Consider the following 14,921-nt stretch of genomic DNA (forward strand, 5'->3'; position numbering starts at 1 on the left):
TGTCTCAAGCATCGCGAGAAAGCGCTGATAGTGCACCTCAACCTCGGCCTGGCTATACCGGTTCGGATTCGCCTCGAACCGCACCATCAGCGCCCCAGAGCCCGACTCCCCTGATACGGGATAGATGTTGATCGTCAGGTCATCCGCAGGGCCGACCGTGAGGACATGGAAGGTCGCTGTCGCGTCGCCGCAGGGGAACTCACGATCAAACAGCATCAGATTCAGCATCGGCCCCGACCGTTGTTGCCTAGACGTTCGTGGCTTGCGTCCACTGGTCTGGTCGGCTGCTACGTCGGCCCAAATGTCCTCGCCGCGATATCGCTGATGACGAAGCGCGCCCATCAGTGCCGACTGCGTCGTGCGCAGCGCCAACGACACCGTGGAGTGTGGGGTGACATGCGTCCGCAGTGGAACGGTGTTGGCAACCGGCAGCGGGGTGGCACGAAGTTCTTTGGTGGTCCGCGCTGCCACCGGGAACTGGAAGATAACTTCGTCACCGTCACCGGCTCGACTCAGGTATGCACCAAATGCTGCGACGATCAAGGTCGGAACAATTGTCGACGTCTGCGTCGCGCCGTGGCGGAGGTGTTCCAACGTGGTGTCACGGATACGCCCGGACACTTGCCGACCGACCGCGTCAGACGGGCCGTACCGATGCGCCAGCGTCTTACCAATTCCGACGCCCGCCAGCGCCTCTCGCCAATAGCGGCGATCGACAATGAAGCGATTCGACGCACGGTATCGAGCATCTGCCCGGGCCGGGAGATCTAAATCCACAGGGTCTGGAGCTAGCGGGGAATCACCTCTAACCCCGGCTGTGTATGCGGCCAGAGCTTCAACCATCCGACTCTTGCCACCCCAGCCGTCTGTAAGCAAATGATGCGCGCGGTTATACACCAAGAAGCTCTCGTCGGAAAGAATAAACAAGAGTCCGCGCGCGGAACGATCGACGACTGGGTCGACCCGACGCGAGTAGTCCTTCCGCATGATAGATTCTGCCGCTGACCGGGGATCGCTATCGTCCCGGAGGTCAATCACATCGGGCCAATAGTGCAAGGCCGGATCATAGACACCGACCAATCCTCGGCCTCTATCCTCGAAACGAAGCTGCAAATACTTCCCGTCGCGCACTGAGCGGCTTGTATAACGAACGAACGCGTCCACGTCAATAGGACCATCAATCTCGACATACTGGGCCACGTTGATCGGCTTATGGGGAGCCGCCAACTGATTGGACCAGATAGCCGTTTGGGCTCTACTCACAGCAAACGGTCGCTCGTGTGCATCGCGAGTCATAACTCCGCACTCCTACACCAATCACTCGGATCGGCTGAGTAAGAACCATTCTCAGGAGTACAATTGCCCGACGCACGCGGAGGGAAACGCATTGAGCAATCAGCGACGACATTCAAATCCAGCACCCCGTGCACGAACACTCGTGGGCAGCAACGAGCGCAACCTGGTGTACGCACCTGTCTAAAAGCTTCGGCAGAAGCGAGCTCTTGCGCGGTGACTCACCTCTACCTCCGCCTCGTGCCTATGGCGTGCGTGGCCGGAGAATCCTCGCCGTCTAGGACACCCCCGTGGTACGAGTAGGCATAACGATTGTCCGTGCCTGAAACGCAGTTGAGAACTGAACCAAGTAGTTCGACGTTTCCCAAACGCAGACGATCGGCCGCCTCAATGAGATCTGGGCGCCTACTTCTCCCAGCCCGCAGCACCAGCAGGGTTCCATCGAGGTACTGGGCCACAACGTTCGCATCAATAACCGGCAACAGCGGGGGAGTATCGACGATAACGTACTCAAACCGGTCGGCAAGCTGTGCGAACGCGGCTCGCGCCCGGCCGGTCCCAAGCAACTCCGTCGGATTTGGCGGCCGTGGACCACTCGCCAACACGTGCAGCCCAGGCCGACGAGTGGCCTGTATGACATCCGCGACGTCAGCGTCACCTCGAAGAATATTTGTAAGCCCAATCTCGGGATTCACTCCAAGTCGACCGGCCACGGTAGGACGTCTCAAGTCAGCGTCGACCAAAACAACGGAACTTCCAGACTCTGCCAGCGCCGCTGCCAGATTGACAGCAGTAGTCGTCTTGCCCTCTGCCGCATTCGGACTCGAAACTGCAATAGACCGAACAGGGTTGTCGACCCGAACGAACGCAAGATTTGTACGAAGTCGCCGGTACGACTCTGCAGCCACACTCCCCCCAACCTCAAACTCAGCCAGGTCATCTACGAGTGGCGGCTCCGAAGGAACAGTCGCTAGTACCGACGCTCCCAAAACATCGACGATGTCGCGCTCGTCGCGGAGCCTATCATTGAGTCGAACGTAGACGAAAAGAAGTAATACGCCGAGAAGGACTCCACCTACCAAACCGGCGAATGTCAGACGTAGGGTCTGCGGAGAAATAGGTTCGTTAGCAGGCGAACCCGGAGTCACGACCGTGAGTTTAGCGAGCGGATCTCCCCCGTTCGCCGGCGTCTCTAATGACGACACATAGTCCACCATCGCAACCGAGACCGCATTGACCAGCTCCGACGCAACAGCCGGATCAGGGTTTTCAACAGAAATCTCAAGCAACACGGTCTCGTCCGATGCTGATGCGCTCAGGATCGACCGCGCATCTGACACAGACATCGGGAGTCTCGACGATAGCAACGCAGACTGAATGATCGAATCCGAACGCACCAGGTCAGCATAGGAAGATACACGCTGCTGTGAAGCCATAGAGCCTTGATACGCGTCACTGGCCGACGCGCCGTCCGAGCCCGAGGTTACGTATAGAGTCGAGGACGACTGATAGGTCGGCGTCTGGAGATTCGACCATCCCAAGGATATCAGCGCACCAAAGAGTCCGAACAGTGCGGGAACCCACCAATTTGACGCCAATGCATCAAACCCTCCCCGTAAGCCAAGGGAGCGAGCCCCTATACCAGGGTACTGACCGGTGTTCATGACATACCTTTCATGGCGGGTCGCCCGCCGAAACTGGTCTGATGACATTATTTCGCAACCTCTGAGGGCTGGGTCGGACAGCAAGACTCCGCGTAGCGGACTGAAACGTAAACTCGACGGTTCCAAGACGGCTCGCAGCAAGCCCCAGGCTCCACCCCACGACAAGCGCCGTTGGAATAACAGAGAAGCTGTACACAAGGTTGTTATCCGTAAGCATTAGGGCCAGGAATGCAAACCAGCAATAGACACCAGAGTTGAGAAAGTCGGCATCCGGGCCAGACATCAAGGTGGCGGCACGTGTGAGTACAAAAAAGATCACGAGCGCCCCTAATGACCATAGAACTACGCCCGGAAGTCCAGTATCGACCAGCAACCGAAGATAATCGTTATGAGGTTGGGGGATGTGTGGGACCGCTTCTACAGTGACACGTTGCGCGCGGCCAAGCCCAGACCCTAACGGGAATCGCTCGGCCCAGCTGACAAGTGCACCCCATATCTCGGCACGACCCGCCGTGTTGTAATCAATCCCCGAGATAGTAATTCCAGCATCGCCGCCTACAAATCTCTTACGCACAGGCTCGACGTAGGCAATTAAAGCCACAACAGATACCGCTGTCGCCAGAACTGCAAACACAATTCCTACAAAACCGCGGCGACGAGAGGAGAAAGAAACCAGTACAATCAGCGTCGCGATAACAAACGCGGTACGAGCGCCACTCGCTAATATCTCCAGAAAGAGGACTATTCCTACAAGACGCACCCAGAACGGAACAATTCGCCAATGACCGGCGATAACCGCGATAACTATCACCGCCGAAATCCCAAACGACCGCCGGCCTATGATACCGCGAGCGTTAAAGCCGGACTGCACAAGCTGAACCGAGAATAAAATGGCAAGAATCAATCCCGCCACGGCTATCCCGAGAACCAATACTCGAGACAATCTAGGGTCTGCGCGTTGCGCCGACCAACTCATACCTAGGATGAGAATCCCCAGGAGGACAGCATTCTGAATTCCTTCGCGACTCACGCCATTTGCCGCAGTGACAACTGCGCACCATCCGACCCACAGCATCCACATCAGTGGAATACCCCCCGAGCCAAATGACCCCACTGTGCCAAAAGAAAAGAGCGAGCCGGTCAATATCTGCGAGCACACCAAGTAGTACAATGTCGCCATTGACATCAATGCGAGTCCAGTGAAGCCAAATATCGACACCGAGCCAAAGACGTCGGACGTTGCTATCAAGAACAAGGAGATAACGACGAATGGACCAACGAGCAGTCCTCTAGACCAAGACCTCGGCGAGTCCTGATAAAGCCATGACTTGCTACTGCCGGCCCGTGCCATGGTCATCTGACGATCTCCGATCCATGATCAGTGCGATCGACGAGTCGCACGAAGAGCACTTGAAGTGCCGTCCCCACGTTATTCGCCAAAGGGCCAAGCGCTATTCCCGGCGCCCCGAGAGCAATAGCCGACGGAACACCAATTGCAGGGTCCCACAACGACGCAAAAGCCCTGATCTTCAGCCATCGTCGGGGTCGCCAAAGCACACGGAGCCGTAGAAGAATCACTCCGAGACCTGCGCCCAGCGACAACGCTAATGAAAGGATGGTCGCGGTCGCAACGAAGGACCCTGTGGCGTTGAAGCCAAACCGAGAGAAAAGCGAAAGTGGATCCCAACTGGAGAGCCCAATTCCTAGCAACCCAAAGATAAGACAGACACCCGACACACAAGCGCCTATTCCAAGAACACGATTCTTATCGTCTATATCTAACCTGGGATAAAATACCGCCTGAGCAAAGCTTGATACAAAGGTGATCGGGGTGAGCAGTAGCAACGCCGAACGGTACTCACCTACTGCCGAGACATTTACAACAATAGCGCACACGTACTGCGCCACCTGAGCCATGCCAAAGACAAGAAGTGACTCAAAAACCAAAGGCCCCAAAGGAACAAATTCGACCGAATACAGGCTCCGCCCAGAAGGGGCATTTGCTGCAAGCACGGCAACAACCACAGCCACACAGCAACCGATCGTCGAGGCTCCAACGATAAAGTTGGGCGAATCCACGCTGTATAGCGCAAGGCCTATCAACAGGGATATCACAACAAACGTGAGCCAGGTAATATCAGAGATCATGGAAGCTACCGGGAATTGATGCCCAAACAGCATCGACCGGTACTGATCCTGAATTAGCCCTATAGGAACTCCAGCCGCAGCAAACCACATCCAACTGTCCGAACCCAGCCAAATAACGATCCCAACGGATGTAGCGCACGCACTAATCTGGATTAATAGCAGCACAATCCGAAGGTAGGGTATTTCAGAAATACGAGCGCCACGTAACACATTCTGCGATAGAATCATTCGCTGAACCGCTAGACCCATGACATATGGACCGGTAACTAGAGCGTAAACCCCTAGGCCATCCGCGCCGGCTGAGATCTGCACGCCAAGTGCTACGAGAAATGTCGTTAGGCCAGTCGCAGCAACACTCAGCGCAGAGGCTACTGCCGAGGACCGATAGCTAGGCACTGTCCGGACCATAAGCGATTCTTCGCAAACTATCTACCTGCGCTTCAGCCGACCATTTATGGTGTGAAGAGTCCCAATTGTCGAGACATCCCTTCAGGAACTCAATTGTTCTGACGAAATCGGATGGGGACGCATAAGCGAATCCGATTCCGTGCTGTTGCACGAACTCGACAGCGCTTTTGGCTTCCTTGGGCACAGCTTGACACGTCCGTGCGCAGATCCCTAGCGAGAATCTGGATGATAGGCCGTTCTTAACTCGCCGCTCTATAGTACGGTTGTTAACGTTGTAGCCGGCAAGGTGAATGGCGTAGTTGTCGATAACCTCGCTCAGCTTGCCGTCTAGCACATCGGAGTTCGTCATTCTAGAATAGAGCGAGAGGCCACGACGCGAGAGGCTCGCGTTCTCGCTTGGATTCCCCGTGTCCGACACGGTCACCGAGAATCCCAAATCTAGCAGAGATTCTAGAAACGGCCCCATCCTATCCTTGCGCATACGCGGATTATCGCTAAAAAGAAGATCGGAGCGCCCAGTGAAGATCACACTGTTAGTGTCTCGAAGTTTTGGACTGCCAGTCGATGCGGAGTGCGTGGCGAGTGGATATGGCTGCATCAGCGCCACGATGTCAGGTAGACGTTTGACTCTTGGAGCCGTCTCGATCGCGGTATGCATGTGATCGCCATAGACTACGAAGCAGTCGGCGCGGCGCCGCGCCAGCATCAGGTAGTACTGCTCTCGAATTTCAGTACTTAAGACACTTGCGTTGGGGTAAGTATCAACAACGAGAACCTTACGAATCTTCGACAGTTCCGGTGGAATAGTCTGCGCAGCAAAATACTGGGTTCCCCACCAAAAAATAATGCAGCTTATTCTTCCAACCTCGACCCTCTCTAGCAGGCCTCGCCACGAGGTCCATCGCGAGTCACAAGGCGAAGGCGTTCCAGAGGACAGGACCCCGATAGTTTCAAACCCCGCTACTTCGAAGCTCCGACGCCATGCCTCGGCGAGCGGATTGCGCAAACTCGCAGAAACGATGACCACGCAGTCTCTTCGCCGACTCCCTACACGATCCCCTGTCACGGTACCTGCCCGACAAGCCTCGTGCCGGCCACGCCCCTCACGACTGCCGGGCCTCCACTTGTGGCGACAAACGGATCTAGATCACACAACAGATTCTGCGCCAGAGGCGACCCCGTGGTTTCGTCGCTGGTCGCACTTGCGCACCTAAACGTTGGCAAGAACCCTCTGCTCCCCGCCAAGTATCTACTTGGGGGCTGCACCGGTAGCTTCCTAAGTTCGAATCCCACTATCCATACCCTTCGCCTTGGACCCAACGGAAGACAATGCAACAATTCGGAGGAACTTCAGATTCCCGATTAGGTATCGGCGCCACAACCTCTTCGGATCCTGCGTCAACCGGTATAACCATTCGAGTCCCCGACGTCGCATCCAGAGTGGAGCCTCACTCACTGTCCCTGCCACGAAGTCGAATGCCGCTCCTACCGCGGCACACGACAGACCCATCTCCGTCACTAGAACTGCCCCGGCAAAGTCCTGCTTTGGAGTTCCGAGCGCTACCCACACCATATCTGCGTCGGCCGCAGTCGCGGCCGACGCCATCTCCGTCAGCGCTCCCGAGGTGAGCGGTCCGAAAGGAGGCGCAAATGTTCCAGCAATCGCGACACCCTCGAACCGCTCTTGAATGTTCTCAGTAAGCCGTCGTAGAGTCTCATCCGTCGTCCCGATAAAGTAGTGACGAACCCCGACCCGCCGACCTTTGTCGATAACCCCCTTAAACAAATCGGCGCCGCGGACCTGCTCTGTCGATGTACGATTTCGGCGCGATAGCACCCGTGCGACCGGTAGCCCATCAGCAAAGTTCACGCCCGGACCGCGAAGTATGTCCCTATATTCCAGGTCATCGTCCGCGAGCACAACGCAATAGGAGTTTGTGAGCCGAATAGCCTGAGGCTTACTCTGTACTACCGACTCTAGAACGAAATCTATCGCCCCTTCCAGATTCGAGGCGGAGAATGGGATTCCCTTCAGCCATACTTTGTCATGTTGATCAAGCAATCTGCGGCCTCCTATCTTTCATTCGCCACATCCCAATCGACAGTCTGCGTTGAACACAATTCAGCACGGTGATAGTCCGCCGACGTTCCGCAACAGAGTGCTTGGCTTTAGCTTTAACGTCTGACTTCACCTGCGGCCCGGTGCGACCGAACTTGCTGTTCAATTACCTCGGCCATCCTTCCACTCCACACTGCAGGGCTATAGTCATCTTCGAACAGCCGTCTGGCCGAATCTCCATATGTCCTCTGGTTCCCTGCTATCGACCTCGCAGCAGATTCAAGTGAACCGGAAACTCCCACGCCGAAGGTTTCACCGGCCCCGTTTCGCGTGAGCTCAAACGCGGCGCCGCAAGTGTCAGATATCAGAATTGGACATCCGAGTGCCAGCGCTTTCAAAGCGACTGTTGGTACACCCTCGGACCACAGGCTGGGAATGACAATGCCTCGTGCCGTAGTTAGGAGCCGTTCGACGTCGGACTCGCTGCGCCGACCGACATACTCGACGGCACCGTTCGTGTTGCTGGCAAGAGACGAAACCTCCTGGGCCAGCGGCCCATCACCTGCCAGCGTCAACTTTTCCCCCAGCTCCCACGCGTTTCTCACTAGCCAGGTCACGTTCTTTTCTTCAGTCAACCGACCGATGTAGAGCCAACCACTGCGCTCGTGGTTTAGACAGCGTGCTGCACCTGCGTCGACAGGTCCAAAATTGGGAAGGCGAAGTACATTCGAATCGGGAAAGTAGCTCTTAAATACGCGGAGGGCGTCGTAGTTCAACGCAATTACGGCAGCCGCGTCCCGGATCAATGGGTCTCGACCTACCCGCCAGGTTGACAATGCCAGCGGGGCTGTGGATACACGGCTACCGCGATAGCATCCGTGCACTACGGCGTGGTGAGGCCCTTTGTCGGGACAGTCCGTACAGGCTGATCCGTCCCGCCACAGCAATGCATTGGAGCATATCGCTCGATAGTTGTGGAGTGTTGTCAGATGTGGAACTTTTAAGTCCTTGAGCCATTTAGTTCCAATATTTGGAAAAGTATTGTGGACATGCACAATGTCCGGCTCACTTGCGTTTACCTCGTCCACTATGCTGCGATTGATGCCTAGGCCTGAGGCGTAGAATGCAGACCGGACTTTGTATCCTGGTTCGTGGATCAATTCTTCAGTTCGACGTTGAACCAATTCAACTGTATAGGTTTTCGATAGTTCTTCGACCTGGGCGCGAACAACGGTATTCTCGCCGCTCGGAACAGCGTCGTCGTAGAAACTATGTACTACAGTTACCCGCATGAGTCGGACCACCCTCTCTCTTGGCCCCGTACGTACTCTCGCTATCGCGGACGTCTACAGCGGCTGTTGACGCTAGCTGGGAGACGCCAATGATTTCAGCAATGCCGAAGGCGAACCGTTCTGCCATCGCCTCAATCGTGTAGGAGGGCGCACGGCTCCGACACCCGCCGCTAAGTTGCTGCAACCGAGGCCGATCGTGAAGAAGTCCCACAACACCGTTTGCGAATGAACTCTCGTCATTTTCCGTAACAACAGAGTTGCTCTCATCGAGGTACTCAAACTCCGGTGCGTGCGCTTTTGATTCCGTTGTAACAATTGGAAGCCCAAGGGCTAGGGAATCTACGGCCACAAGGCCAACCCTTCCAGGCATGAGAATTAACACAACGTCATACAAGTTCTCTGCGAAATCCTCGATCGGGCCCGACCCCAAGTACTCGCACCAACCTCTGGAAATCGGACCATCAAGCTGTCTAGCATCAGGTCCGTCACCAATGACCTTCAGCCGGAAGTTGTGTTCGCGACTAAACACTTCTTCGCAAGACCGCAACAGAAATGGAATCTTCTTCGATTCATCGAGAGCACCGACATAGAGGCAGGTATAGCTGGTCCGGTTCTCGTTAACCCCTGTGACTATGGTCTCCAAGGAGGCCGTACTCTTTGAGTTGTTGAGAACCGTAATTCGGCCTGGATCTGCCCCAATTCTGACCGCGCGCTCTGCGCTGTTGGTAGTATAAGCAAAGTACCAATCAGATAGTCGGGCCATCGAGCGCTGCAAGGACCTCGTGAACGCCGACACAGTGGTCGTGACCGTGTGCCCGTGACCCCAAATCGCGACTTTTTTTCCGCTAATTCTTGCCATCAGAAGAATTAGGTAAGACTCAAGGTTCTTTACAGCATGCTCGATTATTATCAAGTCGGCTGCGAACGCCTTCGGCGGGAGAAGTTTGAGCACTACAGGCTTTCCCCGAAGTTGGAGTGCAAATTGGCGCACCGTTGTCCTGCCACGAACCGAGTCACGCCGCTTAGCCTGGTCGCCTTCTGCGCGTCCGAAAACCACAACCAAGTTGGTTTGGTACCTGGTTTGCATCTCACTCGATAACAGCTTCCAGAGCTCTTCGCGGTAGGTTGTGGGATACGGTTGAACAATAAATACTGTTCGTGGAGTATGCAGCTGCTTCATTGTATATTTCACGCTTCTAATCCTTCAGTTTGGACGTGAAGGTTTATGTTCGTAACTCACCCGAGTTTTCCCTGAACCAGGCTACGGTCATATCTATCCCGCGCTCCAGTTCGATGGAGTGCTTCCATCCAGAATCATGGAGCGTTTTCACGTTGAGCAGTTTCCTCGGTGTTCCGTCAGGCTTGGTCGTGTCCCATTCAGTACTCCCTTGGTAACCGACCGCGTCGGCGACCATCTCCGCGATCTCTTTAATTGAGTGGTCCACGCCCGTTCCAACGTTTATTTGCTCATCGCGATCGAAGTTCTCTAGTAGATGCAGACATGCATTCGCCATATCATCTACGTGTAAGAATTCGCGCATAGGGCTCCCAGATCCCCAGTTCGTCACAACGGGCTCATCATTCCTTTTGGCGTTCTCATATCTTCTTATGAGGGCTGGCAGCACGTGCGAGTTCTGCAACGAAAAGTTGTCCCCTGGTCCATACAAATTCGTCGGCATCGCGGATATCCATCTATATCCGTACTGCCTCCGCACAGACTGTACGTGGACTATTCCGGCGATCTTCGCTAGGGCATATGCCTCATTTGTAGGTTCGAGCGGTCCAGTCATTAGCGAGTCTTCACTGATCGGCTGTTCAGCATACTTTGGATATATGCAGGATGAGCCTAGAAACAACAGCTTGGGAACTTTGAATTCTACCGCGGCATCGAGCACGTTCGTTTGGATCTGCAGGTTCTCTGACAGGAAGTTCGCGGGATACGTGTTATTAGCCAGTATTCCACCTACCTTGGCAGCTGCAAGAACCACTACCTGCGGTGTGTAGGTTTGAAAGAAGTCGAAGACCAGAGTTCTACTTGTCAAGTCCAACTCGGCACTAGATCGTCCTATTAGATTCGAGAATCTCTTATCGACGAGTTGTCGCCAGATAGCCGATCCAACGAGACCATTGTGACCAGCAACATAGACCGGAGCGTCTTTGTCGAGCTTTGGAATCGGGGTGATTTCACTCATTTTCATTTGATCACTCCCAGTAGTCCAGAACCGGGCGGTCAATCCAGGGTGTTCCTTCGCATTCGAGCGCCGAGATATCGGCTTCAACCATAATTCGCGCAAGGTCAGGTGCCATTACTGTTGGCTTCCATCCCAGTACCTCCTCGGCCTTCGCGGCGTCTCCGATCAGCGCATCGACCTCTGTCGGGCGCAGGTATCTTTCGTCGAAGCGAACATGCTTCTCCCAGTCGAGACCTGCGTGCTCGAATGCTGTGGCCAGGAAATCCTTGACCGTATGGCTGCCGCCGGTCGCTAACACGTAGTCGTCGGGCTGCTCGGCCTGGAGCATGCGCCACATTCCCTCGACGTATTCTGGTGCGTAGCCCCAATCGCGGACGGCGTCAAGGTTTCCCATGTATATGTAGGTTTCGATTCCGGCTCTGATGCGCGCGGCAGCCCGAGTTATCTTCCGCGTCACGAACGTTTCACCGCGCCTTGGTGATTCGTGATTGAACAGAATTCCGTTTACCGCGAACATTTCATAGGCCTCGCGGTAGTTCTTGGTCACCCAGTACGAGTAGACCTTTGCAGCCCCGTATGGAGAGCGCGGGTAGAAGAGCGTGTCTTCGTTCTGAGGCGGCGGCGATGCTCCGAACATCTCGGAACTCGATGCTTGATAGAAGCGGCACTTCACGCCGGCAAGGCGCACCGCCTCGAGGAGACGGATGGAGCCGATCCCAGTGGTATCGCCAGTGTGTTCAGGCTCATCGAAGCTGACGCGCACGTGTGATTGGGCCGCGAGGTTGTATACCTCGTCCGGGTCGATCGAAGACACGAGAGTCACCAGCCGTGCTCCGTCGCTGAGGTCGCCGAAATGCAAGAAGAGTCGCGCGTCGGGGTCATGGGGGTCTTGGTACAGGTGATCGATCCGCGACGTGTTGAAGGTCGATGACCGGCGGATAAGGCCATGCACTTCATAGCCCTTGGCCAAGAGCAGCTCAGCCAGGTAGGAGCCGTCCTGCCCGGTGATACCCGTGATTAGCGCTTTCTTCATCATCCCTCACTCTTGTGCGGCCCGGCCGCGACCCATACTCGACATAACTGACGTGCGCTCATACGCGGTACGTCCAACCAGCTCTCGACCACTCATCTGCGTCGAGACACATCCGTCCGTCTATGACGTTTCGCTTGCGTGTGGTCTCAGCGACCTGACGAGGGTCCAGTGTCACGAACTCAGGCCACTCTGTAAGCACCAGCACTGCGTCAGCGTTTTCACACGCTTCTAGGGCCGACGGTGCGTAGTCGAGTGTCGGGAAGAGCCGCCGTGAGTTCTCCATCGCCTTCGGGTCGTACACCGTGACCGATGCGCCTTGCAGTTGAATCTGGCCGGCAACGTTGAGCGCCGGCGAGTCACGTACATCGTCAGACTCGGGCTTGAACGCCGATCCAAGGATCGCGATCCTGGCCCCGAGCAGCGAACCACCGCAAACCTCACGAGTCAGCTCGACCATCCTGGTCCGTCGCCGCATGTTGACGTTGTCGACCTCGCGAAGGAAGCTCAGTGCCTCTGCTGCGCCGAGTTCGCCAGCTCTGGCCATGAACGCGCGGATGTCCTTCGGAAGGCAACCACCTCCGAATCCCAGGCCGGCGTTGAGAAACTTTCGTCCGATGCGCGCGTCGTACCCGATCGCATCGGCGACGGCGCCGATGTCAGCACCAGCGGCGTCACAGACCTCGGCGATCGCGTTGATAAACGAGATCTTGGTGGCAAGGAACGCATTCGCAGATGTCTTGACGAGCTCTGCTGACGGCGGGTCCGTCACGATGAACGGCGTTCCATCATTCAGCATCGTCTGGTAGATCTCCCGGGCAATCCGCTCCGCTCGCCCACCCTCGAATGCTCCCAACACCAGGCGATCTGGGTGGAGGGTGTCTTTGATCGCGTATCCCTCGCGAAGGAACTCCGGGTTCCAGGCGATCTCTACGTCGACTTCGTCGGCCAATGCGTGCGCGCGCTCCGACAAGCGCTGGGCAGTACCGACTGGGACCGTCGACTTTCCGAAGATCACGGCGTCACGTGACAGCAACGGCACCAGTTCATCGATGGCTGCATCCACGTACTTCAGATCCGCGCTGTACTCCCCCTTCTTTTGCGGCGTGCCGACCGCGACGAAGAAGACATCGGCGAACTCAGCTGCTTCAGAGTATGAGCCTGAGACCCTCAACTGCCCTGAGGTGATGTGTCGCTCGAGCAGTTCCGGTAGTCCTGGCTCGTAGAACGGGACTTCGCCCTTGGCGAGGAGCTCACGCTTGTCGGCAACGACCTCGATACCTAGCACCTCATGTCCAAGCTCCGCCATACAAGCGGCATGGGTCGCGCCTAGGTAGCCGAGTCCGAGAACCACCATCCGCATCAGTACGCCCCGTCCTTCGCAAACACTGCCCTGACCGTCTTCCACAGGATCAAGGCATCCTGCATGATCGACCAGTTCTCCACGTATGAGAGATCAAGTCGCACAGACTCTTCCCACGACAGATCGGATCGACCCGAGACCTGCCACAGCCCGGTCATGCCAGGTTTCACCAGCATCCGTCGCGCGACGCGCCCGTCGTACTGATCCACCTCATCCGGGAGAGGTGGCCTAGGTCCGACCAGGCTCATCGTTCCGCCGAGGACGTTGAACAGCTGTGGCAACTCGTCGATGCTGTAGCGCCGGATCACAGCGCCGACACGGGTGACTCGTGGGTCGTCACGCATCTTGAACAGGACCCCGTTGCCCTCGTTGTGGGCGCGCAGGTTGCCTTTGAGGTCGTCGGCGTTCTGCACCATCGAGCGGAACTTCCACATCTTGAAGTGCGAGTTGTTGATGCCGACGCGGGTTGCTCGATAGAAGACCGGGCCACGCGAGTCGAGTTTGATGGCCACGGCCACCGCGGCGAGGACCGGTGACAGGGCGAGGACGAGGATCGCGGCACCGACCCGGTCGACGATGGCCTTGCGGAAACGGTTCGCACCCTCGTAGCGCGGTTTGTCGATGTGCAGCAACGGAAGACCGGCCACGGGTCGCATCATCATCCGCGGGCCGGCAACGTCAATCACACCGGGCGCAACGACCATGTCGACGTCCAGGCCCTCGAGATCCCAGGACAGGTTCTGCATCGCGGTGTGGCCGAGCGCTTCCGCGGAGGTGACGGCGACCGTCGTCGCGCCTGACCGCGCAACGGCGTCGCACACGTCGTCGAAGTTGCCGTAGACCGGCACTTCGTCGTCGCCCATCACCACCGAGCTACGCGGGCCGCTGCGGCCCGGGAGGCAGATGCCGACGACTCGGTAGCCGAGGCTGGGATGACTCACTAGCCGTTTCATCAGGGGTAGTGCGGAGGCCGGTTCGCCGACCATGAGGACATGTTCGAGGTTCTCGGCGCGAGCACGGCGGCGGGACAGATCTTTTCGCCACAACCAACGCTCGAGCAGGAGACCTATCGTGCCGACCGGTAGCGCGATGGCCAAGAACCCGCGAGCGATGTTCAACCTGAACAGAAGGTCGACCATCGCGAGAACACCGAAGAGCGACAGGCACGCGGTGACCACGCGGCTGTACTCCTGGGAACCGGCGCCGATGATCCGGCGGTCCAGAGTCTGGAAGGCCCTGAGAGTGACAAGCCACGCGAACGCGAGGATGACGGAGACGTAGGTCGCCGGCGCCTGAACGTCGCCATTCGGGGTCATGGCGCTGTCCGCGCCGAAGCGAACGATCTGCGCAGCCGCGACAGCGACGATGATGACGGCGGCATCCGACCAGGCAAGGCGACTGAGGTAACCCTGCACCCAGGAGCGCGACTTCTCGCGGGACCGTCCGACAAACCGAATTCTGGATGTCCGACG

The 14,921-nt window shown here is 56.8% G+C and carries 11 protein-coding genes and 1 pseudogene; all 12 read right to left on the reverse strand.

Translation table 11 applies throughout. From position 1 onward, the window contains the following. Nucleotides 1-48 precede the first annotated feature (48 nt). Nucleotides 49-1,296: pseudogene (locus VZC37_RS24705) on the reverse strand (condensation domain-containing protein); the annotation flags it as partial. Nucleotides 1,297-1,520: 224 nt separating this feature from the next. Beyond that, the gene (locus tag VZC37_RS13445) at nucleotides 1,521-2,639 is read right to left on the reverse strand and encodes a tyrosine-protein kinase domain-containing protein (protein WP_330433055.1); all 1,119 of its coding nucleotides are present in this window, start codon (nucleotides 2,637-2,639) and stop codon (nucleotides 1,521-1,523) included. A gap of 328 nt (nucleotides 2,640-2,967) precedes the next feature. Beyond that, nucleotides 2,968-4,314 (reverse strand): O-antigen ligase family protein, encoded by a 1,347-nt coding sequence (locus VZC37_RS13450; RefSeq protein ID WP_330433056.1) that lies wholly within the window; start codon nucleotides 4,312-4,314, stop codon nucleotides 2,968-2,970. Next, entirely contained in the window at nucleotides 4,311-5,333 is a 1,023-nt protein-coding gene (locus tag VZC37_RS13455) for a hypothetical protein (RefSeq protein WP_330433057.1), read from the reverse strand. Before VZC37_RS13455 ends, VZC37_RS13450 begins: the two co-directional genes overlap by 4 nt. Nucleotides 5,334-5,493: 160 nt before the next feature. Further along, entirely contained in the window at nucleotides 5,494-6,540 is a 1,047-nt protein-coding gene (locus VZC37_RS13460; protein WP_330433058.1) for a hypothetical protein, read from the reverse strand. 249 nt (nucleotides 6,541-6,789) lie between these two features. Then, the gene (locus tag VZC37_RS24710; RefSeq protein WP_488803384.1) at nucleotides 6,790-7,575 is read right to left on the reverse strand and encodes a WecB/TagA/CpsF family glycosyltransferase; all 786 of its coding nucleotides are present in this window, start codon (nucleotides 7,573-7,575) and stop codon (nucleotides 6,790-6,792) included. Nucleotides 7,576-7,688: 113 nt separating this feature from the next. After that, nucleotides 7,689-8,864, reverse strand: a complete 1,176-nt coding sequence (locus tag VZC37_RS24715) for a glycosyltransferase family 4 protein (protein WP_431309397.1) — start codon at nucleotides 8,862-8,864, stop codon at nucleotides 7,689-7,691. Beyond that, nucleotides 8,842-9,816, reverse strand: a complete 975-nt coding sequence (locus VZC37_RS13465; protein WP_330433059.1) for a glycosyltransferase — start codon at nucleotides 9,814-9,816, stop codon at nucleotides 8,842-8,844. The genes VZC37_RS24715 and VZC37_RS13465 overlap by 23 nt, the downstream gene beginning before the upstream one ends. Before the next feature lie 271 nt (nucleotides 9,817-10,087). Beyond that, on the reverse strand, nucleotides 10,088-11,056 hold the full coding sequence (locus VZC37_RS13470) for a GDP-L-fucose synthase family protein (RefSeq protein ID WP_330433060.1): 969 nt from the start codon (nucleotides 11,054-11,056) through the stop codon (nucleotides 10,088-10,090). Nucleotides 11,057-11,066: 10 nt separating this feature from the next. Further along, nucleotides 11,067-12,089, reverse strand: a complete 1,023-nt coding sequence (gene gmd, locus VZC37_RS13475) for a GDP-mannose 4,6-dehydratase (protein ID WP_330433153.1) — start codon at nucleotides 12,087-12,089, stop codon at nucleotides 11,067-11,069. Nucleotides 12,090-12,147: 58 nt separating this feature from the next. Next, the gene (locus tag VZC37_RS13480; RefSeq protein WP_330433061.1) at nucleotides 12,148-13,449 is read right to left on the reverse strand and encodes a UDP-glucose dehydrogenase family protein; all 1,302 of its coding nucleotides are present in this window, start codon (nucleotides 13,447-13,449) and stop codon (nucleotides 12,148-12,150) included. Continuing rightward, nucleotides 13,449-14,906: a sugar transferase gene (locus VZC37_RS13485; protein ID WP_431309408.1), complete on the reverse strand. Its 1,458-nt coding sequence runs from the start codon at nucleotides 14,904-14,906 to the stop codon at nucleotides 13,449-13,451. Before VZC37_RS13485 ends, VZC37_RS13480 begins: the two co-directional genes overlap by 1 nt. Nucleotides 14,907-14,921: the final 15 nt, after the last annotated feature.

Source organism: Gordonia sesuvii, from assembly GCF_036350415.1.
GTDB classification, from domain to species: domain Bacteria; phylum Actinomycetota; class Actinomycetes; order Mycobacteriales; family Mycobacteriaceae; genus Gordonia; species Gordonia sesuvii.